At 32.9% G+C, this 25,176-nt stretch carries 17 protein-coding genes and 1 tRNA gene; 7 read left to right on the top strand and 11 right to left on the bottom strand.

Translation table 11 applies throughout. The features are described from left to right. Positions 1–10: 10 nt before the first annotated feature. Genes IGB25_RS14115 through IGB25_RS14105 form a run of 3 tightly spaced genes read left to right on the top strand, consistent with a single transcriptional unit; the run spans position 11 to position 4,759 of the window. Positions 11–697, top strand: a complete 687-nt coding sequence (locus IGB25_RS14115; protein WP_211065546.1) for a TIGR00730 family Rossman fold protein — start codon at positions 11–13, stop codon at positions 695–697. Between the two features lie 10 nt (positions 698–707). Next, the gene (locus tag IGB25_RS14110) at positions 708–1,958 is read left to right on the top strand and encodes an endonuclease/exonuclease/phosphatase family protein (protein WP_211065545.1); all 1,251 of its coding nucleotides are present in this window, start codon (positions 708–710) and stop codon (positions 1,956–1,958) included. Further along, entirely contained in the window at positions 1,955–4,759 is a 2,805-nt protein-coding gene (locus tag IGB25_RS14105; protein ID WP_211065544.1) for a metalloprotease, read from the top strand. The genes IGB25_RS14110 and IGB25_RS14105 overlap by 4 nt, the downstream gene beginning before the upstream one ends. Positions 4,760–4,781: 22 nt before the next feature. Here the strand turns inward: IGB25_RS14105 and IGB25_RS14100 are convergent, their stop codons facing one another. Then, positions 4,782–5,714, bottom strand: coding sequence for a fasciclin domain-containing protein (locus IGB25_RS14100; protein WP_211065543.1), 933 nt, complete (start codon positions 5,712–5,714; stop codon positions 4,782–4,784). A 255-nt stretch (positions 5,715–5,969) separates the two neighbouring features. Further along, positions 5,970–6,977 carry a 3-oxoacyl-ACP synthase III family protein gene (locus IGB25_RS14095; protein ID WP_211065542.1) on the bottom strand — a complete coding sequence of 336 codons (1,008 nt, stop codon included), beginning with the start codon at positions 6,975–6,977 and terminating at the stop codon, positions 5,970–5,972. Positions 6,978–7,190: 213 nt separating this feature from the next. Between IGB25_RS14095 and IGB25_RS14090 the strand changes: the two genes are divergently transcribed. From IGB25_RS14090 to yaaA, 3 genes are all read left to right on the top strand, one after another. Continuing rightward, positions 7,191–7,763 (top strand): PASTA domain-containing protein, encoded by a 573-nt coding sequence (locus IGB25_RS14090; protein WP_211065541.1) that lies wholly within the window; start codon positions 7,191–7,193, stop codon positions 7,761–7,763. 14 nt (positions 7,764–7,777) lie between these two features. Continuing rightward, positions 7,778–8,809 (top strand): RluA family pseudouridine synthase, encoded by a 1,032-nt coding sequence (locus IGB25_RS14085; RefSeq protein WP_247653537.1) that lies wholly within the window; start codon positions 7,778–7,780, stop codon positions 8,807–8,809. A 94-nt stretch (positions 8,810–8,903) separates the two neighbouring features. Next, a complete protein-coding gene (gene yaaA / locus IGB25_RS14080) occupies positions 8,904–9,665 on the top strand; it encodes a peroxide stress protein YaaA (protein ID WP_211065539.1) in 762 nt (253 codons plus the stop codon). Positions 9,666–9,965: 300 nt separating this feature from the next. Here yaaA and der read toward each other — a convergent pair whose 3' ends face one another. Further along, a complete protein-coding gene (der, locus tag IGB25_RS14075; RefSeq protein WP_211065538.1) occupies positions 9,966–11,270 on the bottom strand; it encodes a ribosome biogenesis GTPase Der in 1,305 nt (434 codons plus the stop codon). Between the two features lie 188 nt (positions 11,271–11,458). Beyond that, on the bottom strand, positions 11,459–12,049 hold the full coding sequence (locus IGB25_RS14070; RefSeq protein ID WP_211065537.1) for an ACP phosphodiesterase: 591 nt from the start codon (positions 12,047–12,049) through the stop codon (positions 11,459–11,461). A gap of 93 nt (positions 12,050–12,142) precedes the next feature. Between IGB25_RS14070 and glmM the strand changes: the two genes are divergently transcribed. Next, the gene (glmM, locus tag IGB25_RS14065; protein ID WP_211065536.1) at positions 12,143–13,525 is read left to right on the top strand and encodes a phosphoglucosamine mutase; all 1,383 of its coding nucleotides are present in this window, start codon (positions 12,143–12,145) and stop codon (positions 13,523–13,525) included. A gap of 201 nt (positions 13,526–13,726) precedes the next feature. On the opposite strand, the gene IGB25_RS14060 is transcribed toward glmM, so the two are convergent. The 7 genes from IGB25_RS14060 to sprA form a co-directional block, all read right to left on the bottom strand. Next, a tRNA-Cys gene (locus IGB25_RS14060) sits at positions 13,727–13,797 on the bottom strand. A gap of 43 nt (positions 13,798–13,840) precedes the next feature. Continuing rightward, positions 13,841–14,203 (bottom strand): dihydroneopterin aldolase, encoded by a 363-nt coding sequence (gene folB / locus IGB25_RS14055; protein WP_211065535.1) that lies wholly within the window; start codon positions 14,201–14,203, stop codon positions 13,841–13,843. 14 nt (positions 14,204–14,217) lie between these two features. Continuing rightward, complete coding sequence (locus IGB25_RS14050) at positions 14,218–16,323, bottom strand: gliding motility protein RemB (RefSeq protein WP_211065534.1); 2,106 nt, start codon at positions 16,321–16,323, stop codon at positions 14,218–14,220. A 107-nt stretch (positions 16,324–16,430) separates the two neighbouring features. Next, positions 16,431–17,141 (bottom strand): energy transducer TonB, encoded by a 711-nt coding sequence (locus IGB25_RS14045; protein WP_211065533.1) that lies wholly within the window; start codon positions 17,139–17,141, stop codon positions 16,431–16,433. Between the two features lie 46 nt (positions 17,142–17,187). Beyond that, complete coding sequence (locus IGB25_RS15750; protein WP_211065532.1) at positions 17,188–17,586, bottom strand: VanZ family protein; 399 nt, start codon at positions 17,584–17,586, stop codon at positions 17,188–17,190. After that, the gene (gene gcvH / locus IGB25_RS14035) at positions 17,558–17,938 is read right to left on the bottom strand and encodes a glycine cleavage system protein GcvH (protein WP_211065531.1); all 381 of its coding nucleotides are present in this window, start codon (positions 17,936–17,938) and stop codon (positions 17,558–17,560) included. Before gcvH ends, IGB25_RS15750 begins: the two co-directional genes overlap by 29 nt. 20 nt (positions 17,939–17,958) lie before the next feature. Continuing rightward, on the bottom strand, positions 17,959–25,137 hold the full coding sequence (gene sprA, locus IGB25_RS14030; RefSeq protein ID WP_211066937.1) for a cell surface protein SprA: 7,179 nt from the start codon (positions 25,135–25,137) through the stop codon (positions 17,959–17,961). Positions 25,138–25,176: the final 39 nt, after the last annotated feature.

Raw genomic sequence — 25,176 nt, 5'->3', positions numbered from 1 at the left:
TAATGAAGTTATGGTAAATAAACACTTTAAAAACTGGAACGAAATCAAAACCAACGATAGTTGGGCATTGTTTAAAATTATGAGCGAATTTGTTTATGGTTATGAACGGATGTCTGAAATTGGTCCATGTGTATCTATTTTTGGTTCATCACGGATGAAACCTGACAACCCATATTACGAATTAGCGGTAAAAGTTGCCAATAAAATCGTTGAACAAGGTTATGGTATCATTTCTGGTGGCGGACCAGGCATTATGGAAGCCGCCAACAAAGGTGCTCATCTTGGTGGCGGAACTTCTGTAGGTTTAAATATTGAACTGCCTTTTGAGCAACACGACAATCCGTATATTGATAAGGATAAAAATTTGGAGTTTGATTATTTCTTTGTCAGAAAAGTGATGTTTGTTAAATATTCGCAAGGCTTTGTTGTTATGCCAGGTGGTTTTGGCACAATGGACGAATTGTTTGAAGCAATCACCTTGATTCAAACCCATAAAATTGATAAATTTCCTATTATTTTAGTAGGCAAAGACTTTTGGTCTGGGCTTATTGATTGGATTAAATCAGTAATGGTGACTGAATTTGCAACGGTAAATGCAATTGACTTAGATTTGATTCACCTTGTAGATGATGAAGATGAAGTGATTGATATTTTAGATCAGTTTTACAACAAATACGAGCTTAGTCCGAATTTCTGATTTTAGAGAAATGCGAAGTGTGATATATGTTGGTTTGATGCTGTTTTGGGTTTTGACCGCTTGGTCTCAAAACACAGCTAAGATTATGTTTTACAATCTTTTAGATTTTCCTGAAGCACCACCTGATAATCGGGAATTGATTTTAAAAGATATAATAGACCAAGTGCAACCAGATGTGTTTATGGTTGCAGAACTACAAAACCAAAATGGAGCTGATCTAATTCTCAACCAAGCATTAAACGATACGCAAAATATTTATGTCATTGCACCTTTTGTTTTTAATACTTCGGGTAGTGGTGGTACGATTAATCAATTGCTGTTTTATAATACACAAAAATTTGGTTTAGAGTTAACGGATATCATTCAAACTTCGCTACGAGATATCAATCGATATCAGTTGAAAGCTTTGACGGATCAAAATCAAACCAACCCGATAATTATTGATTTTTTTGTAGCACATTTTAAAGCCAGTCAAGGTGATTCTAACGAGCAAATTCGTTTTGATATGGCTTTAGATTTTACTAATTATATCAATGCCCATTTAAGTGCAAATGCCAATGTGATTTTGGCTGGAGATTTTAATTTTTACACTGCCAATGAAAGTGGATTTCAGCAATTATTTATTGGAAATACAATTATACCTATGCACGATCCCGTCAATCAATTAGGCGATTGGCATATCAATTCTACATATTCTGATGTGCATTCACAAAGCACAAGAGTAAGCAACTCTAACTTTAACGGTTTTGGTGCTGGCGGTGGATTAGATGATCGTTTTGATTTTATATTTGTTTCTGGAAATTTTTTAGATGTCAACAACCAAGCCCATTATATTGATGGCACTTATCAAGTTTTTGGTAATAATAGTAATTGTTTTAATAAAAATGTAAACGATACAACTTGTTCAGGGATTTTTTCTCAAAACATCAGAAATTTACTTTGGAATATGAGTGATCACTTGCCTGTTGTGATGGATTTAGAATTTGAACAAAATTTTCTGAACACAATCCATTTTTCTGATTCAAGTATATTCAAATTACCCGAAGGCAATATTGTTGACAATACTTTATTTTTAGAAATTTCAGCCACTCATATATCTGAAATAAAACAGCTCAATATCTACAACACTCTTGGACAACAAATGAAAACATTAGACGTTTTGAAATCAACAATGCGCATTTCTATGGATGATTTGTCAAATGGCATTTATATTTTGAAAGCCAACCGAGGAAATGCTTTAAAATTTGTAGTCTTACATTGAAAACATTCAAATTTTTATATCTCTTTTTTGGTATTACTTCTATTGCATTTTCACAACACGAGATGCAAGTTGAAGCTACTTTGTTGGATGATGCCAAAACCTTATCGATACAACAGCAGATAAATTTTAAAAATGAAACAGGAAAGCCTTTAGAATATATCTATTTATACGATTGGGTTAATGCTTTTTCTGATAAACAAAGTGCTTTAGGGCAGTGTTTTTCAGAAGAGTTTGTGAGAAAATTTCACTTTGCAGGAGAAGAAGAACGCGGTGGAACATTGATAAAAAGCCTCAACCATAATGAAAAAGAATTAATTTGGAAACGACCAAGCAAATATCCTGATGTTATTCAAATAAAACTTGATAAGACCTTACAAAATGAAGAGTCTTACAAAATAAACATTTCGTATTTTGTGAAAGTACCTGATGCCAAATTCACCAATTTTGGGGTTGATGGCGATCAACTAAAGCTAAAATATTGGCTATTAAAACCTGCATTTTATAAAGATCGATGGTTTATATATTCTCATCGACGGCTTTTTGATATGCCACAACAAGTTTTAGATTTAAAGTTAAAATTCAAAATGCCTTCATCTTATAACTTAGTTTCCTCTTTAAAAGATGAAATTGTTTACAAATCTAACAATCAAAACATTTACGAATTTCCAAAACAAAAGATTGTTGACACGGATATTTATTTACAACAAACTTCAGATTTTGACATCAATCAAACAGATTTTTCGACGCTGATCACCAATATCGATTCAGATGACCTTCAGCCCGAAGTCAAATCTATTATTTCATATAGAGTTTTAGAGTTTTTAAATCAAAACCTAGGCAAATATCCATTTGAAAATATATTGGTATCCGAAGAAGATTATCAAATCGCCCCAGTATATGGGTTAAACCAATTACCAGATTTTATTCGTCCATTTCCTGACGGATTTCAATATGATATAAAATTGATGAAAGCCGTAACTGCAAAGTATTTAAAAAACACTATTCTTATCAACACTAGAGAAGATAAATGGATTATAGATGCCATCCAAATCGGGTTGATGATAGATTATGTCAACACCTATTATCCTGAAATGAAATTGCTTGGTAAGCTAAGTGATTTTTATGTTATCAAGTGGTTTCACGTAGCCGATTTAGACTTTAATTATCAATATGATTTTTTATATAAAAATGTAACACGCAACAATATCCAGCAATCTTTAAATACACCACAAGATTCTTTGATTAGATTTAATCAAAAAATAGCCAATCCTTATCAAGCAGGATTGGGGATAAATTTTTTAAAACATTACACCTCTAATGAAGAGATTAAAAATGGAATACAATCTTTTTATAAACAACAAAAACTTAAGTTTTCTCAAGTCGAGGATTTTAGAAATCACCTCAGCCAAAACACTTCAAAAAATATAGATTGGTTTTTTGAAGATTATATCAATTTAAAAAGCCCTATTGATTTTAAATTCAAATCTTTAAGACGAGACGATGATTCCTTGAAAATACAAATATCAAACATCAACAATACAAAAGTTCCCGTATCTTTATTTTGGTTAAAAGATAAAAATGTTTTAGATAAATTATGGGTTAAACCCTTTGATAGCATAGCCGAAATTACGGTAGCTAGAAAAAATGCCGACCGTTTAGCTTTGAATTATGATGGTGTTATTCCAGAAGTTAACCAAAAAAACAACTATAAACCCATCACAAAATTATTAGGTAAACCCATTCAATTTAAACTTTTTGATGATATAGAAAACCCAAAATATAATCAAGTTTTTGCTATACCAGAATTTTCATACAATATTTATGATGGCGTTTCTATTGGACCTAAATTTTTTAATGGTAGCATTTTGCCTAAGCCTTTAGAATACAAAATTAAACCTAAATATGGATTGAAAAGCAATTCGATAGTTGGCTCATTGTCTGTTAATTATACATCTTGGCAATATGATCAAGATTTATATGGAATCACTATGGGTGCAAATGGATCGCGTTTTTCTTATAACTATGATTTGTTTTATGAGCGTTATTCAGGATTTTTAACCCTAATGTATCGCAATAATAAAGACCGTAGAAGCAATAAACGACAGTATTTTACCATTCGTTCTGTAAATGTTCGTCGGGATAAGGATATCAGCAATACAGTTGATGATCCAGATTACAATGTTTTTAACGCAAGATATACTTATCAAAATAAAAATTTAGATCGATTTTTTGTGGCTTCAATCGATTATGAAATCGCTCAAAAGTTCAGTAAAGTATTTGCAACTGCTACTTTTAGAAGACTTTATGAAAACAATAGACAGATTAATATGAGATTGTTTTTAGGAACATTCTTATTTAATGACACCCGTGATTCTGACTTTTTTAGCTTTGCTTTAGATCGGCCTTCAGACTATATGTTTGATCTAAATTATTACGGTCGTAGTGAAGAAAGTGGATTATTTAGCCAACAATTTATTATGGCAGAAGGTGGTTTTAAATCTAAATTGCAACCTAGTTTTGCTAACAAATGGATAACTACACTCAATACAAGCACTACGATTTGGAATTGGATTTTTGTTTACGGTGATGCCGGTCTTGTAGGTAACAAATATGAGTCAACCAAATTCTTATACGATTCAGGGATACGATTAAATTTTGTAGAAGATTATTTTGAACTATATTTTCCCGTTTATTCAAGTCAAGGCTGGGAGTTTCAGGAAAATTATGACGAAAAAATCAGATTTATTGTCAGTATTGATTTAAAAACTTTATTCAAATTATTTACCAGAAAATGGTATTAGAATTATCTATTCCGATAAAAAATTAAGGTAAAATAACTTTATCTACAACATGCATTACCCCGTTAGTGGCTTGTATATTTGTGATGAAAATGTTGATATTTCTACCACTTTGATCAGTAATAGTATCGGTAGATGCATCAATATTAAAACTACTTCCTAATGTTTCTACAGTAGTATTGGCTGAAAAATCTTCGGCTCTGATAACATTTGAAGCCACAATATGTGTGTTTAGTGTTGAAGTCAATGTATTGGCATCCATATCCATGAGTGACTCGAGTTCAAGCTCTACAAATAAGTCTTCAAAAGCCTGATTGTTAGGAGCAAATAGTGTGAATGGAGCTGGGTTGTCTGAGTCGCTCAAGGTACTGATAAAATCTGGTTGATTTTCTTGAGTTAAAGCCGATACTAATGTTGAAAAATTGTTGTCAGCATTCAAAAAAGTTACAATACTTGGCCGTGGTATAACTTGATCTACAACATGCACCACACCATTTGAGGCATTGATGTCTGGTTCTGTAACATTTGATGAACCGTTTAAGCTTATTCCAGCATCAACATTGACATAAATATTCAAAAAATCAGAATCACCTGTTATAGATTCTGTGGCATTGGTAAATTCGTATCCTGTTTCAAGGTCTGTTGATTCTGCTTTGCCACTCAAAACATGATTGAGTAAAATTTGAGAAATCTCTTCATTGCTAAGATTTGCTATATCTAAAGCTTGAAAGGCTTGATCTGTTGGAGCAAAAATGGTAAAGACACCACTATCTATAGTTTGGTCAAGTTGTGTATCAATTAGTAATTGCTCTAAGGTGTTATGGTTTGGGCTTTCTGCAATAATTTCAAAAATTGAAGGTGTATTGTCTATAATTTGACCAGCTTCATCATCGCTACAAGAAGTCATTGCTGATATCACTATAAAAATAGCAATTAGTGTTTTGATTTTACATTTCATAAGTGAAAAATTTGTGCAAATTTAATTATGTTTTTGTTTGTTTGATGTATAACCTTTGTTAATACCTAAGAAATTATTAAGAAATAAAAAAAAGTTAAATTGATATTATATCAGGTTAAATATTGTTAATAAAAGTAACTTATTTCAATAAAAATCGTTTCATATAATAAGACATTGCATTTATTTGAATTAGCCTTTAATAGATACAATTTTTTTAACATTAAACCTTTGATAATATCATCAAGGGTTTTTTGTTTACCACTTTATGATGGCGCTTGCCCAAGTAAAACCACTTCCAAAAGTCGCTAAAACTACAATGTCATCTGTTTTTATCTTATTGTTTTCCCAAGCTTCTGTAAGAGCAATAGGTATAGATCTTGCAGTAGTATTGCCGTATTTTTGAATATTGTTGTGCACTTGGTCGTTACTCAACTTAAATTTTTTCTGAATAAATTGAGCGATTCTCAAGTTAGCTTGATGCGGAATTAACATATCAATATCTTTAGCCGATAAGTTATTATGAGCTAAACCTTCGTTGATGACTTCTGAAAATCTTACAACAGCATTTTTAAACACCAATTGACCATTCATTTGTGGATAATACGGAATATTTTCTTGTGGATTTTCTTTAATTATTTCAGGCACCCAATATTTTGTGCTCGGTCCAATTAGCGATAACTCTTCAACAAACTTACCTTCAGAATGTAGATGTGTAGATAAAACACCTTTGTTTTTGTTTTCACATCGGGTTAAAACAGCAAGACCAGCACCATCTCCAAAAAGCACAGAAACGTTTCGACCTCGTGTGGTCATATCTAATCCACCGCTGTGATTTTCACTTCCAATGACAAGAATATTTTTATACATCCCTGTTTTGATAAATTGGTCGGCAACAGATAAAGCATAAACAAATCCGCTACATTGGTTTCTGACATCTAAAGCAGGACAAGTTGATATGTCAAGCATATCTTGGACTTGAACTCCGCAACCAGGAAAATAATAGTCTGGACTTAGTGTAGCAAAGACAATAAAGTCGATATCGTCTTTATCAATATTTGCACGTTCAAGTGCGATTTTTGCGACTTTGTATCCCATAACCGCCGTGGTGTTGCCGTCGCCTTTTTTGATATGTCTTCGTTCCTTTATGCCTGTGCGTTCTTGGATCCATTCGTCAGTGGTATCCATAATTTTTGTAAGATCGTGATTGGTGACAACGTTTTCAGGAACGTATTTGCCTACTCCAGATATTTGTGATTGATACATATTTTATTGAATTGAAAATGCAATGTAAGTATATTTAGGTTTTTAAAATCAGTTAAATTCTAACAATAATTATGCACGCATAATAAATATATGATTAGATTTAAACCTGATCCTTGTAAATTCCTCAATCAGATCTTGAGATTTTTATTTTCGATAGAATCAAAAATCATTCATAACTTCATTTCACTATATTTGCCTTATATAATTTAAAATATGAGTTTTTTTAATTTTTTATTCAGTAAAACGTTTTTAAAAAATCTAGTTTTAGCTGTAATCCTAACTATCGTTTTAATCATTGGCTTGTTCTATTGGCTGAATTATTACACCAACCATGATGAATATATAGAAGTTCCAGATTTGAGTAAATTAGAAATGGATATTGTTGAAAAAAAATTAGACCAACTCAATTTGAGGTATGTCATTATGGATTCAACCGCTTACAATCCAGATTATCCCTCGTTTTCTGTTGTAGAACAAGATCCCAAACCAGGTCAATCGGTCAAAGAAAACCGTAAAATATATTTGACCATAAATCCGAAAGATTACGCTTTAGTGAGCATTCCAGAAAACATCATCGGAAATACCAAAAGACAAGTTTTGCCAACCTTAAAATCTTTAGGATTTAAAATTGGTGAAATTACTACAAAACCAGACATTGCAAAAGATGTAGTTTTAGAGCTGAAACATCAAGACAAAACATTAAAACCAGGCGATAAACTTAAAAAAACTAGTGTTGTAGATATTGTTGTAGGCGATGGGAGTTTAGATTATTCAGAATCAAATTAGATAAAATTCAAATGATGATGAATGACAATCAAAACGAAAACAACGACGATCTTTTTGAGCACTATCATTTTATTGCTGCAAAAGGTCAGGAGCCGTTACGAGTGGATAAGTTTTTGATGAATTTTATTGAAAATGCCTCAAGAAATAAAATTCAAAAAGTCGCAAAATCGGGTAATATTTTTGTCAATTCAGAAACCGTTAAACCCAATCATAAAGTTAAAGCTGGCGATGAAGTCAAGGTTTTAATGTCTTATCCACCTTATGAAAATTTATTAGAACCCGAAAATATTCCTATTGACATTGTTTATGAAGATGATGATTTGTTGGTGGTCAATAAAGAAGCAGGAATGGTAGTTCATCCAGGTCATGGCAACTATTCAGGCACGTTGATTAATGCACTGGTATATCATTTTGATAACCTACCCAACAACAGCTCAAACCGACCAGGTTTAGTGCATCGCATTGATAAGGAAACCAGCGGACTTTTGGTGGTGGCCAAAACCGAAGAAGCTATGACGCATCTCAGCAAACAGTTTTTTCACAAAACCAGTCAACGCGAATATGTGGCTTTAGTTTGGGGCGATGTTAAAGATGATGAAGGTACAATAGAAGGCAACATTGGGCGACATCCCAAAAACAGATTACAAAATACAGTTTATGAAAGTGATAAAGCTGAATATGGCAAACCGGCTATCACACATTACAAAGTTATTGAGCGTTTCGGCTATGTGACTTTGGTGTCTTGTCAACTTGAAACAGGGCGAACCCATCAAATTCGTGTTCATATGAAATACATTAGCCATACTTTGTTTAACGATTCCCGCTATGGTGGCGACAGAATTTTAAAAGGTACTAGCTTCACAAAATACAAACAATTTGTAGAAAACTGTTTTAAAGTTTTGCCACGACAAGCACTTCACGCTAAAACCTTAGGATTTGAACATCCAAAAACAAGTGAATATTTATCATTTTCAACAAACTTGCCTGATGATATGCAAGCTTGTATTGACAAGTGGCGAAATTATGCAAAACACGCTAAACATTAAGATCATTAGATTTCCCTATTCTAATATCTTAATTTTCTATAAAACAAAATCGTTTTGATGCTGTTTTTCTATTAAATTTACATCAAAAACGATTATGAAAATATTACTTTCTCCTGCTAAATCTTTAAATTTAGAACAAGATTTACCGACAAAAAACTATACAACACCACAGTTTTTAGATAAAACTGAAAAAATACATAAGGTTTTAAAACAATCTTCCAAAAATGATTTAAAAGATTTAATGTCAATCAGTGACAAATTAGCTGAATTAAACCACACAAGATTTCAAGATTTTTCTATAAATCATCAGCCTCAAAATTCTAGACCCGCAATTTACACCTTTGATGGCGATGTGTATGACGGTATAGATGCTTACCAATTATCGAAAAGTGATATCAATCGTTTGCAAGATAGGTTAAGAATATTGTCTGGATTTTACGGCATGCTCAAACCCTTAGATCTAATACAAGCTTACCGACTTGAAATGGGAACGTCATTAGAAGTTGAAAACGCCAAAAATTTATACGAATTTTGGAAAGAAACCTTAACAGAAACACTTAATAATGAATTAGAAGAAAATGAATTGGTTGTTAATTTAGCGAGTAAAGAATACTCTAAATCTATTCAAAAATCAAAATTGAAAGGACAATGGGTTGAACCTGTTTTTAAAGATTATAAAAACGGTAAACTCAAAGTGATCAGTTTTTATGCCAAAAAAGCCAGAGGCTTAATGACCAAACATCTCGCAAAAATTGACAATCCTAGTTACGAAGATATTTTAAAATTTAATGACGATAACTATGCTTTCAGCAAATCTGAAACAAAAAACAAAAACCAACCAGTTTTTGTGAGATAGCATTTTGTTTTCAATTAAACACTAAAATATAAATATTTGATTTATAGTAGTTTATAAAATATTCTATTTCAATCTAAAAACATAACCTGATATCAATTCAACCAAATTGAGTCAATTTGAATGAAATTCTGATACGAATTTTGTATCGAAACTTAACATTTTGGTTTCCAAAATCACATTCTAAAGTTATGCCAATTAAAATGATTAATTTGGTTAATTAAGGTATTATAATACCGACGTGGCAGGCAAGTATTTCAAGAACTCTGTACATTTTAGAGACATTTAAAATAACATTCAGTGTTATTTCTTACGCATATAAATATCTATAGGAACGCCTTTAAAATCAAAGTTTTCTCTGATTTTATTTTCAAGAAAACGCTTGTAAGGCTCTTTGACGTATTGCGGTAAATTGCAGAAAAATGCAAACTGCGGATGATGTGTGGGTAATTGGGTGATAAATTTTATTTTTACATATTTACCTTTCACTGCAGGCGGTGGAAATTTTTGAATCAAAGGCAATAAAACATCGTTAAGTTTACGGGTTTTTATGCGTTTACTTCTGTTATGATAAACTTCAACTGCTGTTTCAATAGCTTTAAAAATACGTTGTTTGTTGATGACTGAAATAAAAACAATTGGCACATCGGTAAAAGGTTCAATTTTTTGAAGAATGTGGTTTTGAAATTGCTTTAAAGTGTTGGTTTCTTTATCGACTAAATCCCATTTATTGACTAAAATTACGATGCCTTTCTTATTCCGCTGAGCCAACCAAAAAATGTTTTGCACTTGTCCGTCAAAACCGCGTTGAGCATCGACAAGCACTAAGCATACATCAGAACTTTCAATAGCTCTTACGCTACGCATTACCGAGTAAAACTCAAGGCTTTCTTTCACCTTAGCTTTTCGTCTAATACCAGCGGTATCGACCAAATTAAAATCAAAACCAAAACGATTGTAGTGAGTGTCAATAGAGTCACGCGTAGTTCCAGCAACATCAGTAACAATGTAGCGTTCTTCTCCAATCAAGGCATTGATAAACGAAGATTTTCCAGCATTTGGGCGTCCAACAACGGCAAACTTGGGTAAACTTTCTTCCTCTTTGATTTCTTCTTCAGGAAGTGCTTTGACCAAGTCGTCTAACAATTCGCCCGTGCCACTGCCGTTGATGGCAGAAATATTGTAATATTCGCCAAGACCTAAGGCGTAAAACTCCATAGCATCTTGAATATTTTTGCTACTATCAACTTTATTGATAGCAAGAAAAACGGGTTTTTCAGCTTTTCTTAAAATTTTAGCCACATCTTCGTCCATAGGAGTGAGACCTTCTTGAACATCAACTAAAAATATAATAGCATCGGCTTCTTCAATGGCGAGATGCACTTGTTTATCGATTTCATTTTGGAACACATCATCGCTGTTTTCTACATAACCGCCAGTATCAATCAATGAAAAGGCCTTGCCATTCCATTCAGATTTTCCATAATGACGGTCGCGTGTTACGCCACTTTCAGCATCAATAATGGCTTCACGCCTTTGAATCATACGATTAAAAAACGTGGATTTCCCTACATTTGGGCGACCAACAACAGCAACAATATTCGACATGGAATTTTAAAATTTTTGCAAAGGTAAGGTTTTTCTTAGTTCTTTTATCAATATGCTAATAAGTGAAATTTTTATGATATCAAATAAACTCTGATTATGGATGTTCGGGTAATTGTTTAAAAGGTGAGTTCGATTTAATAATTCACATATTTTTAATCATTTATAGAATATTTATCTCTTTTTGTCACTTATTTTTCTAAAGATTTAAGCATTTTAGGTTGCTCGTTTTGAATTTCTCTAAAAAATTGTGTAAACTCATTTTCAAAACTATCATAATGTTCAATCAATAAATCTACAGAATCATCCAGCTGTGTTTTGAACTTGGTTTTATGATTCATTTGATTGAGAATATCTCTAAGATCATCAGTGTTTTTATAGCTTACCAACCAATTATATTGTTTCATCACAGGAAGAATTTGATTCACTTTTTTAGGTAATTCTTTACGCCTTTTGTCTAAAGAATTATAAAAAGATGTGGCAAAATGAGTTAAATCTTCTGAAGAATAATTGTCAAAATTTTTAGCTAAGAAATGATCATAAAACATATCGACAATCACGTCGCTGTAATGTTTGAATTCAGAAAATAATCGTTTTTTGCTTTGTCTAAAAATAGGATGTGCATCGGTGTAAGTATCAATAGCACGATGAAGAAGTATGCCTTTTTGAATATTGGTAGAATAATTTTGATATCGACTTCCATAAATAAAATCAGCGATAAAATTACCGATTCTGATGTCTTCATTTTTTCCAGAAAGATATATGTGAGCCAAATAATTCATAGTTTAAAAGTAGAACAAATTAATGTATCATCCTTATAATTTATGTATTTTTGAGTAAGTTTTAGAAAATCAATTCTTTTTTTAATTTAATTTATGACACTAATCAAATCTATTTCAGGAATCAGAGGTACTATTGGCGGTAAAGTTGGTGATAATTTAACACCGATTGATGCGGTTAAATTTGTCACTGCTTATGGCACTTGGCTAAAATCTTATCGCAAAAAAGACAACTACAAAGTGGTTATAGGTCGCGATGCCAGACCATCGGGCAAAATGATACAAGAACTCGTTATCAACAGCTTACAAGGTTTGGGTATTGATGTGGTTAGTTTAGAACTATCAACTACGCCAACCGTTGAAATGGCGGTAAAACTCGAACATGCCGACGGTGGCATTATCATCACCGCAAGTCATAATCCTGTGGAATGGAATGCTTTAAAATTGCTTAACGAAAAAGGTGAATTTTTAGATGGCAAAGAAGGTAAAGCCATACTTGACTTGGTTGAAGCCGAAAATTATAATTTTTCAAAAGTTGAACATCTCGGTCAAAGAACAAATCACAATTCTTATATCGACTTACATATTGAAGAAATTTTAAATTTAGATGATGTTTTAGTCAAAGATATCAAGCTTCAAAAATTTAAAGTGGTTTTGGATGCTGTCAATTCTACAGGTGGAATTTCTATTGTGCCACTTTTAGAGCAACTTAACGTAGAAGTTATTCAATTATATTGTGAACCAACAGGTCAATTTCCACATAATCCTGAACCGCTTAAAAAACATTTAACCGAGTTATCTAAAACCGTAATTAAAGAAAATGCAGATTTTGGAATTGCTGTTGATCCAGATGTTGACCGCTTGGCATTTATGGATGAAAACGGCGAGATGTTTGGCGAAGAATACACTTTGGTGAGCGTTGCAGATTATATTTTGTCTCGAAGAAAAGGCAATACGGTGAGCAATCTATCTTCATCTCGAGCCTTGAGAGATGTGACTGAGAAACACGGCGGTCATTATACAGCAAGTGCAGTTGGAGAGGTTAATGTGGTCAAAACAATGAAAGACACCAATGCGGTAATTGGCGGCGAAGGCAATGGCGGAATTATTTATCCTAACTTGCATTATGGCAGAGATAGTTTAGTGGGTTTAGCTTTGTTTTTATCACACCTGAGTCAAAAACAAATGAAGGTTTCTGAACTGAGAAAAACTTATCCAAGCTATTTTATGGCTAAAGAAAAAATTCAATTAACCCCACAAATTGATGTTGATCAAATCCTTAAAAAGGTTGAAAAATTATACCAAAATGAAGAACTTACAACAATAGATGGTGTGAAAATAGATTTTAAAAATTCTTGGGTACATTTAAGAAAGTCAAATACCGAGCCTATTATTAGAGTTTATACCGAAGCCCAAACGCAAGATGAAGCTGATCAATTAGCCCAAAAAATGATTTCTGAAATTAAGACATTGACTTAAAAGTTTAAAAAACTGTTTAGCCCGAATTATTCAAAGGAAATTTTCTATTGAATAATGACGAAAAATGCTCAATTATGAAAGATTATGTTTCAATGAATAATTTGGGTTAAATTTTCGATATTTGAGCAATAATGTAGGTCAAGAGAGAAAAACAAAAAACCCAAATGTATTGGACATCAGGGTTAAGTGTGTTTTTGTTAGAGGTGTCGAGCGGATTCGAACCGCTGTACAAGGTTTTGCAGACCTCTGCCTAGCCACTCGGCCACGACACCTTTTAGGATTTGCAAATTTAGTTATTTTATAATAAAATAAAGACTATTCTCTACGTTTTATCATTTTTACACTGACAGATTCTACATCACCTATAATCGGTGGATTAAGTTTTGCGACTTGTGTTTTTATACGTTTAACTTTCGAAAATTCTTTGAAAACTCTACTATTAATTCTTTGAGCAACATGTTCTAATAGTTTTGAAGGAATAGACATCTCTTGTTTTACTATTTGATTAAGAATCACATAATCTACAGTATCCTTTAGCTTGTCTGAATTTGAAGACAGCTCCAAATCTACATCAACTTCTACATCAACTCTGTAATTACTTCCAATTTTAGATTCTTCATCAAGACAACCGTGGTAGGCATATACTCTGATATTTGATAAAATAATTTTGTCTAACATAAAATTTAAAAACATTAATAGTCAAAATACCAATTAAACAAATCGGTTCTTAAACCAAAATTGACCCAAGCTGTATTGTTATCAAAAGTTCTGTCGTTTTGTATAGTTGCATTAAAATCACGACCAATAATGTTTAGGTAAACCTTAAAGTTTGTTGCTGGATTGATGAGATAGCCTGCTTCTAATTCGGCATAATATGAATTGACCCGATTACCTTGGTCAATGGTATTACCCGTTTCACTAAACAAGTTATCTTCTGTTCCAAACAAATCTGAACCGTAAAAAGGATCAAGATCAGCTTCGGGTTCAAAACCACGCTCGCCAAATATCAATTTGGTATGACCAAACCAACGGTTTTTGCGGTAGCGTACAATAGCGATTATTTCCCTAAAATTTGCACCCCAAAGATGAGCTAAAGATTGACCGTTATGGGTATAATTTGTGCTAATTTTATTATGCGAATATGTAAAAGGTCTAACTTGATTGTATTCTAATTGAAGGTCAAAGTCTTTAATTTTAAAAGCATCAAAATATTTAACCCCAAGTCGCAATCCAAATTTGTTTTTAAAACTATTGTTGCCATCAAAAACATCATTAAACGAAAGTTCATCTATAAGCAATTGTCCATAAGAATAAATATTGTCTGTCCATTTGTATTTATAGTTAGCTCCAACCATAACTTTACCACCTTCAGTGCCAGTAGAAAACTCAACCATTTGATAGAACAATAAGGGGTTGAGATAGCTGATATCAAAGCCGCGTTCTTTTTCATTATCCCAAATAGCGACTTCAAACAAGCCAATGTTAAGCCTTTTATTGACGTTATAACTCAAATGATGAATGGCCATAAATTTAGTTTGATAGGCTTCGCTCTCAGTTAATAAGTTAGTGTTTCTAGTTTGCATCCAAATATTGGTATATTTGATTTTCCAAAATTTGGCATCGACTTTAACGTATGGATAAGGACTTGCGTTATCGCTTAAAAATAAAGACCGATAGCCGTCACCTATAAAATTTTTATAATTGCCTAACTGAATATTAAAATTATCATTGAAACGGTAATTGATATAGCCTACTGTTACAGGGTAATCAAAGGCATCAGAATTAAATTTTTTAGCCACTCCACGACCTGGTATAATAGCTGGATTACCATCTATTGGTGCTCTTGAGCGTGCTAAACGATTATAGTAATCAGCAAAACGACCTTGACTTTCAAAGATAGCACCGTAATATGTTAGTTTATTTCCAACACCACCTTGAACAAATCCTATTCTCGTGTTGTTGTAAGTGTTTAGACTGTTGTCTGTATCTCTTCCTAATTGCAAATCAACCCCAAAATCTAAGGCAAGCCAATAATTATTACCACTGACTGTGGCGAGATGTTCATCAAAAAGTTTTCGTCCAAACCAAGAGTTTTTATTAAAAGCTAAATCGCTGTTTTTTTCTTTAAAATCGTAATATGGCTTTACATCTTTGTAGGTAAACGGTTTTTGTGAAGTATGAGAATTTGTTCCTATTAAATTCATTTCTCTGTCAAAACGATTGTAGATTTCGTGAGATAATGGGATATAAGCATAACTAGAAAACAACTCAGCATCATATTTTTTTGTTTCATTATCTACCGCTTCAAATTCTTGTTTTGCCTTTATTAAAGACTCAGAAAGTTGTGTTTCTTGAGGTTTTATTTGTGGGTGAGTTGAAGAAATTGCAGATTTATCTAAACCATTTTTATGAAAGGGATAAATCAAATCAACACTAAATTGCATAAAGCTAGGATTACCATAAGTTTTAGCTGGCTTTACTTTTGGCAAACTGTCAAAGGCTTTTTCAAAATTCTGTTTTACTGTTTGACTATCAGCATCTATAAAGATAAGATTGAATTTACCATTTTTATCAACATCAAATATCAAAGAAACTTTTTGAGATTTTGGTAAACTATCATTAGATGTGTTTTTTAAAAGCTGTTTTAAATGGTTATTAAAATTAGTTTCAAAACATTCTTTTTGGAGCTGAATTTGATCAACCTCGCTACATTCTTCAAATATTGGGTATGATGTATCTTGTGCTTTTGCAGTAAAGGTTATAGCTATAATGATTAAAAGATTGAGTAGTAGTTTCATTTTATTTTTAGATTGGTCAAATTTAATGAATTATAAGTCAAAGTCGTTTATAAAAAAACCTAAGCCTATTCAGGGCTTAGGTTAATAATTTATCATTATATTTAAAGTTATTCTTGAACAAAAAAGTTGATTGGTAAGCCATAAAGTACACCAACTTTTTGGCCTCTTTGTTCGCCAGGTATCATTTTGGGAAGTCCTTTGATAACTCTAATAGCTTCTTGCTCTAATCTTGGATGAGGTCCACGAGCTTTAACGTCAACCACGTCTCCATTTTTATCGATTTTAAATTGAACACTTACTCTATTTCTACCTGTTAAACCAAGTTCTGAGCCTAAGCTTCTATCAAAATTTTTATCGACATACTTGCTGATTTTTTCATTCATGCATTTCTTTTTGTCCTTGGCATTTTCGCAACCTGGAAAAATTGGCACTTGCTGAATAATAGCAAAAGGAACATCACCTATTTCTTCTTCAACTTCTTGAACATCTTCTACTTCTACCACTTCCATTTCTGTAGTTTCTGTAGATTCAATAACTTCTTCTTCAATTTCAGAGTCATCTTCTATAACTTCAATAACTTCAGGAGCTGGTGGCGGTGGTGGCGGTGGCGGTGGCGGTTTATTTTGCATTTCTGTAATCGGCACATCTTCTTCTTCAAGCATGTCTAAATTTACAACTCCAAGATCGATATCTTCCTTGTCGTAAGTCTTCCATTCAATTGCTCTCCAAGATATTAATAGCATAAGTGCTAAACCAATCTGAAAAAACAGTAAGCTTTTATTCCTAAGGTCTTTGTCTGGATTTTTTTTAGTTTCCATAAATTTTTAATTTGAGATTACTAAATTATATTTATTTTTCTAAATATCAAATGTTTTTATTGATAAAATATTTTTCAATAGGTAAAAATAAAATCAAACCGCACATTATACCTAAAGCGTTTGCTAAGATGTCTAACAAATCAAAACTTCGATAATTTGTTAATACCAATTGCATAACCTCAATAATGATACCAAACGTTAATATTAGTGATGCTATTAGAAATTTTAGTTTATTTTGAATAGATTTATTTTTATACTTAAAATATATTAACCATAAGAATATCATCAATAAATATGATAATGTATGGTAAATTTTATCATTAATTTTAAGGTTAATAACTTCTAACTTACTCTGATTGATGAGTGATAAAAACAATATAAGGAGACTAAAAGCTACAGCAAAAAAAAGAGATAGCTTAACCTTCAATGTGTTTTTGGTATTCATCGGCTGTGAGTAGGTCAGATATTTGGTTAGAGTCGTTTAGTTTTATTTTTATAATCCATCCTTCATCATAGGGTTTGTCGTTTACCAATTCTGGTTCGTCTTCTAGTTGTTCGTTAAATTCTATTACTTTTCCTGATAGAGGCATGAACAAATCTGAAACTGTTTTAACCGCTTCTACAGTTCCGAATACTTCTTCGCTTTTAAGTTCTTCATCAATAGTTTCAACTTCAACATAAACAATATCTCCAAGTTCATTCTGAGCAAAATCAGTAATACCAACTGTGGCGATGTCTTTGTCTAGTTTAACCCATTCGTGGTCTTTTGTGTATTTTAAATTTTCTGGTACTTTCATTTTATATATTTTAAGGTTGTTTAGTTTCCAAAGTTATATGTCAAGCGTATTCCAGTTCTGATAGTGGTTTGAGGAAAAATAGTCGATATGGCATTTTGAGAAAAAGTATGGTCGTAAAAGAATGCGGCATTTAAATTTCTTGTCAACCCATAATCTGCTGTAAAGTTGATAGTCCAAATATCTTGTCCTGAAGTTGTGCGATTGTTTAACACGTCAAGGCTTCTTATAATAGTTTCGTTTCGTCTAAAAGAAACATCGGCTTTTAGATTTAAATCACTGGAGAGCACTCGCCTATTTCCTTCAAATTTTGTAACAATGCGTAAATCTCTTATCCTGTAGCCTAAACCCAATCTGTATTCATCACCTTGCATTTCTGTGAGTAAATTATTATTAAAACTTAATGACAAAACTCTATCTCTTTTAATTTCTGCTAATATACTTATAGAATTTTTCATCTCAAAATCTACTTTTACTAATGGTGAAAATTGTTCTGAAAGATTTATATTTCCAATTAAAAGTTCATTGATAAAATTGCCGTTTTGGTCTTTATTAAACTCTCCAAAAGGGTCAATGCGGTCATATTCAAGGTTATTTTGAAATTGATTGATAGTGTAATTTGATATATAACCATGCTCAATAGAAAACCTGTTAAAATTATCTTGAAACCATTTGATACGCATAAGTCCAGTATATTTTATGTTCCAGTTGGGAATTGGCGTATCTCTAAATGCACCAAGCTTGACAGATGATGCATCTTGTCCAGTATAAGTCGCTAAAAATGCTGGCAAAAGCACTGATTGGTTGGTTTTGCCAAAACCTTTAGGGAAGCCATCTTCATCTAAGTTATCAGGATTATCAGGATTTATGCCTGCCTGAGAAGCTAATCTTCTAGCAATAACCAATCTATTTTCTCTAAATTCTTGAAATGTAGGTGAGTTTTCTGCGGTTGATGTTTCAAAAGCGGTTCTAATTAAATTTGTAGTAATATTGAAGTTGCCAAACAAATTAGGCGTTAAAGATTGATATTGAAGTGTTTCTGGATCTACTTTGAAGTTTTCAGTATAGGTATCCATATACATTCTATTGGCTAATAAATCTATGGTCAGACCTGGCAGGAGTTTTAAACCAGCTTGTAAGTCTAATTGCTCTGTGAGATTTCGAGTATATTGATCGTTAAAATCTTGAAAAAGCGTTATCCAACCTTTTCTCGTCGCTATTTCTCTGATATCTCTTTGTCCTCCAAAGACAAATCCAGCAGTAGGTTTTAGCGTACCAGCAAAACCAACATTGTTAGTATATCCTGGCAAAAATATTCCTCGACTTTCTGAATAATTAAACTGAACATTATCTAATGCTCTTAGTATTGTTACTCCTGTGTTTAAAAGCTCTATGCCAAAACCATTGTCATCATCACCATCTGTATTTTGTGGTTGGGGTTGTTGATTTTGATTGGGTTGCTGACCTCTTTGACGACGACTTCTTTGATTGTTTAATCTTTGGTTTGTATCAGTTTGTCCCTTTTTCTTTAAACCGATATAATCATAAAATGTCGCCATACTTAAATTTCCATTAATTTGATGTTGAGAAGAGTTTTGGATAGAGTTACCCAAATCTGGTATTCCTTCTAAGTCTCTTAAAATTTCAGAGCCTTTTTGCCATAAAAAATTTCCTGTATATGAATATTGTGCATTGACAAATTTTAGTGCTGGTATTTTGTTAAAAGGCAAATTATAATTAATCTGCAAGGCTTGTGAATGTCTATTAGGAATACCTGTATCAAAAAAATCAGTCCAAATTCCTACACTTTCATCTTGTTGATTGTTTTCATCAATAAAATTTCGAATGACTCTATTTTGACTCGAGCTAAAATTAAAATTCAAAGATTCTGTTAATTGATAATCTAATGCAAATTGCCAATCAAAAAAGTAATTGCGTTGATAAAGTTTTGGTAAGCCTAAACTGCCTTCGGGTAAATTAAACTCTCTAAATTGTAGCTCACTATACTGTCTGTTTATTGTTGTGCTAGCAGAAACGCTAGTTGGTAATGCATTAAAATTAAAGTCTTTTATCAAATCAAAATACGGACTTTTTTTCAAGAACTCGTTGTCTTTTAGGGGTTCAACTTTCACTTGCGGAAAAGCATAATTGTATGTAGCATTAACGTCAACGCTTTGATCTACAGACTCTTTAATTTCAAAGTCTCTATGATCGATTTGATTATAAGTACCAGAAAAGGCAAAGTTTTCAACATCATAAGGCATCGGGGTCTTTGTGGTATTGGTTCTTTCTTTTCTCAGCCCAATAACACTCACGCTTTGACGCCTTGTATAATCTTCGGCTCTTTCTCTCAATTCATCTTCTGTTTGTTGGTCTTGTGCATTGTCTAACAAGGTTTCTAACTCTATATCTCTCAATACAGGATCAAACTGTGGTGTGATTAAGGTTCTACCACGGCTATAAGAAAATGGGATTTTTATACCCCAATCTTGTGGCAAAAGTCGCCCAACATTTATACCAGTTGTAACATCATATTCTTGAATATCTTCTCGACTTCTTTGATTAGGACCATCTTCTATATTACCAAAACCAATTGTGCTTTGCCTTCCTGTAGCAGTAATCGTAGCAAAATCAGCTAAGTTGGTATCTAAGTTTAAAAGACCTGCCCAACCGCCTTGATTTTGTAAGCCAGATAATCTCAATTCATTAAACCAAACTTGACCTGATATGTTTTGAGCAGTTTGGTTTTTGACCCCTAACATCAACACTCTTATGTCACCAAAACTTGGGTTTCCTTTTATACCAATTCTTAAGTCTTCGGTTTGTTCAGTGCCGGTAACTGGTTCTAAGTTTTCATTAAAAAAGTTAAGCTCTAAATTGCTATAAGCATCATTACCAATTACTAAAGCTTTAATTTCTTGAAGCAAATTCAATGGCAAATTAAGGTCATTTTCTAAAGGCCAAACACCACGTGGCGTAAAATCACCACCTTCACTAACTTTTAAAGGGATTTCTATTTGATAATAGTTGTTTGTAAAATCTAATCCCATTCTAATAAACGCTACCATTTGATTATCTTGTAGCTGAATAGCAGGTGGCGGTAAAGCTTGTGCGTGTAAAAACATTTCTAAGTTTTCATACTGACGCATATCAACTCTAAAATTTTTAAAAACGCCTCTTGAGTCTTGAGATTCTAAGTTGTTTATCAGTAAAGCTAAAGACTGTTCATCTTCTCTTACACTTTGGTTATTGTTCACCAATTCTTCTCTTACAACACCTGGTGGCGAAACATATTCGGTGGTATTTTCTTCGCTTACTGATTGTGCACTAAAGGAGGTTGAACCGTTGGTTTCAGGATCTGATCCATTTGGCAAAATGGGTTGTTTGTAGGTTAAATAATCACCTCTAACAAGGTCTAATGATCCAAGTCTTAGATGTATTTTTCTATCAAAATCGGTAAGATACATCCGCATGAACCTAACCGATCTTAAATCAGCTATTCCACCTACAGCAAATTCTTGACTTGTATTGAGAGGAACTCTGAATTGAACCCACCTTACTGGCAATTGTTCGCCGTTGGGAAGTGTTGCTGTTGTTTCTCTCACATCGGTTATATAATCTTGATTAATACCTGGTTGTGTACTGGTATTGTTATTCACACTCATATTAGGAAATACAGGGACTTTGTATTCAAAATAGCTATCAATAGTGTTCATCGTATTATCTCTATTGACATCTTCAACATCAGGAAATGCAGAATTTCCTCTATTGTTTTGAGAAACTTCGGTTATGTTATTACCTTGAGTTCCATTATAATTTTCGTAACGTTCTACAATATTTCCATCACGATTTAAATAATAAATATAATCATCATTTGATGGATCGTTTAAACTTGCGAAGTTTGTAAATTTTTGGGCTTCTTGAGCATTGTTTAACCCATCTAAACCTGCATCTTGATTGGTTCTTTCTTGACCATCTGTATCAAAAGCATAAACTAAAGATTGTTCGGTTGGTAATTTAGAAAATTCTGTTGTTATGGTATTGGCTTCGCCACCATCTTCTGGCAAGCCATTTTCGTATTGTTTTCTACCATCTTTAAGTATATCTTCTGTGATACTTCCTAAGTTCAAAACCATTTGGCCACCATTATTGCCAGCATTTTCTGGATAAATAAAAGGATCCATTACCCAAAATTCGATAAACTGGACATTGGCACGTTCAAAATCTGTAGTTTGAAGCCCTCGCATTATACCACCAAAATTTTGTTCTGGATTTGGCAAGGTATTATTATTTGCAAGAAGAGAATTATAATTATACATTCCACGTCGAGTTGGGTCAAAAGATAAATCAAGGGTAAAAATGGTTTGAATCTGACCTGTTACGATATCTGTATTAGGAAACAATTCATTGACTAAAATTCTTCGCGTTTTATAATCAGACAAATCTTGATCGGAAATGGCAACTGGTCTTTGTGTGCTGTAAAAAATAGGATCTATAGAATACCAATTTAATTTTGCTCTAAAATCATTAATTCTTATATCGTTATTGGTTTCAAATGACCCATTAATATCGTTTGGTCCACGAAAACCTATTGGAACACTTGCCAACTTCCAAGGGTCAGGATTAAGTAGTGAAATTGAAGTTTGCGAGCCTTCAAAGTCATCGACATAAGATGTAGTTTCTCCATTAAAATTATCAGCTTTTGGTGAACCTGGGCTTAAATAAGCAAATTCGCCTCTCAACGATAAGTTTGATGGCACATCTGTATCTATGTTTGGTAGCTTGTTGACAAGTCTTGTGAAAAAAGGCACTTCAGTATTATAATTAAAGTTAAACCCGTAAATCGTGTTATTGATCGGCTCTTGATTAAAATCAGCTTTCTGAGTTAATGGTCTTTCGTTTAAGTTTAAAAAAGTTGCCCCTAAAAGTAACTTATCACTAAACTGATGTTGCACATCAATGCCAGTAAACCGTTTGGTTTGTCGCCCAAAAAGAGCATTGTTTTCTGTTGAAACTTGAATTGGTGTATTGGATGCCAAAAGTGCGTCATCTAAGATTTGAACTCTACCCAACTCGTAATCTACAACATAATCTACGCCTTCTTGTAGAGTTCGTCCGCCTGCTGTTACTGTAACCGAACCCCGAGGGACATTAAATGCCCCTAAAGGAATGCCGTTTTGACCCGAAGACTTGTAACGTCCTTTAATTTGAAATTTATTTTTTTGAGCTTCGTTTTGTAAAGCCTGAGTTTTTGTAGTTGTATATAATGAACGAAATACATAAAAGTCTTGATTGTCATTATAAGTTGTAGGGTCGTTGTAATCTTCTGGTCCAGAATTGGGTGTGTTATCCAGTTTGTTGAATAGAAACTCACCAAAAGGCTCAACTTTTGTAAATTTTATGACACCATTTTGGGTATCAATAGTAATTCCTGGCACAAAATCGAAAAAGCCATCACGAGTGCTAATAGGGTCTTGATTAGCATTAAGTTGGTCAAGTTCAAATACACTTAATAGGTTTTTGTCTGCTACACCATCGGGCAAAGCCAAACTTCCACCAGGTGCTGGGTTAATAAAGTTTAAAGGTTGTGGATCTGTGTATAAAATATTCATCTTAAACCCGTCTTGCTCAAGGTTTGAACCATTCAAGTTGTAAAAGTTTTTCATCATCAAATCCCAAATAGGTTCGTTGACATTAGTCACGGGACTTTTTAGCATTTTAACCACCAAAGCTTGGTTTTGAGCAATTTGCTGGTCTTGTTGGTTAGGATTTTGAATATTTTGAGAAGCATCAATACCATCGTTAGCAAACTCACCAACTTGATAGACTTTTCCATTAGTAGTAAATTGAAACGCAACACCCAAAATTTCGTCGTTTGATAAACGTTGGTTTAAAGTAATATAGCCCAATTCTCTATTTAAAGTATATTCGTTGGGTTGTAATTCTCGAGCATTTTCTAAAACACCATAGTCTCTGCCTTCTTGAACAAAACTTGAAGCTGATCCAAAGCCTTGACCTACTGTTGCGATTTCTCTAATTTGCTCCGTTAAAACTGAATTGGAACCCGAGCCGATTCCAAAAGGGTTAAAGTCATTGTTTGGGTTATCGGGAAAATTACCTGGATTGTTTAAAAAGTTAGCTAAAGGTGGCGGAATAGGATTTCCATTATCATCTAAAAAGAAGCCTAGTTTGTCTGGTTCAGATTCACCTAAGTCTTGAATGGCTACAATATTTCGAGCATTGGCTATGGTTTGTGGATTGTTTGTCCGATTGGTTACCCAAATTTGCACACGCTGAATTTGCACTCTTGAGTTGATAAAAGGATAATTCTGTAAAGCTCTATCATATTCATCTCTAAAAAATTGAGCTAAGAAAAAGTGTCGATTTTCGTCGTAATCTAAAATAAATTTGTCGTATTCTCTTACTGTTCCACCGCCTTCAACACTTACGTTTTGGCGTTCTGAATTCATTTCTGAAAACACACTTGTAATGGTTGTTTTTCCAAATTTAAATTTTGTTTTTACACCAAATAAACTTTGCGAGCCTTGAATTAAGGATGAATTTAGTGGCATATTGACATTACCGACTTGAATGTCTTGTAAAATATCATCTTCATCTGGTGTGTATTGTAATTTGATTTGATTTTGAAAATCAAAAGTTGATTCGGTGTCAAATTGTGCATCTACGGTTAGCTTTGTTCCAACTTTTGCTTGTAAACTTAATCTAATAGCTTGATTAAAGTCAAATGAAAGGTTACTTTGATTTCTAGGAGATAATGTAGGATTATCTTGTTTAGAGTAAAGAATTCCCATATCAATTCCCACTGAACCTTGAGGATTAACTTCTACTTGGTTACCACCAAAAATGGTTTCAAAAAAATCGTTATTGACGTATAAAATGGGTAACAAATCGTCTTGATTTTCTTCATCACGTCCTTTTACTACGTCACTTTTTTCTTTAAAATATGACATCATTTTTTCTCTTAACACCAAGTCTTGGTATTCTTCTCGGGTTAGGACTAATGGATAGATGGTATTGATATCATCAATTTTTTCTGTATAAATGTATCGGTCTAAAATGGGGTCATAGGTATATTTCGATTCTATGCTTTGTGGGTTTGGCATTTTAATATTGCCTAAGCTATAGCCTGTTTTAGTCGTATCTGTTGGGGTTTCATCTTGAGAATAGCCTAAAACACTCATAAGCAATGCGATGAGAACTATAGCTTTTTTTGACGTAAA

Source organism: Flavobacterium sp. CS20 (assembly GCF_018080005.1).
In the GTDB taxonomy this organism is placed as follows: domain Bacteria; phylum Bacteroidota; class Bacteroidia; order Flavobacteriales; family Flavobacteriaceae; genus Psychroflexus.
The sequence above is the reverse complement of the archived record's forward strand: the minus strand, read 5'-3'. Positions and strand labels throughout refer to the sequence as shown.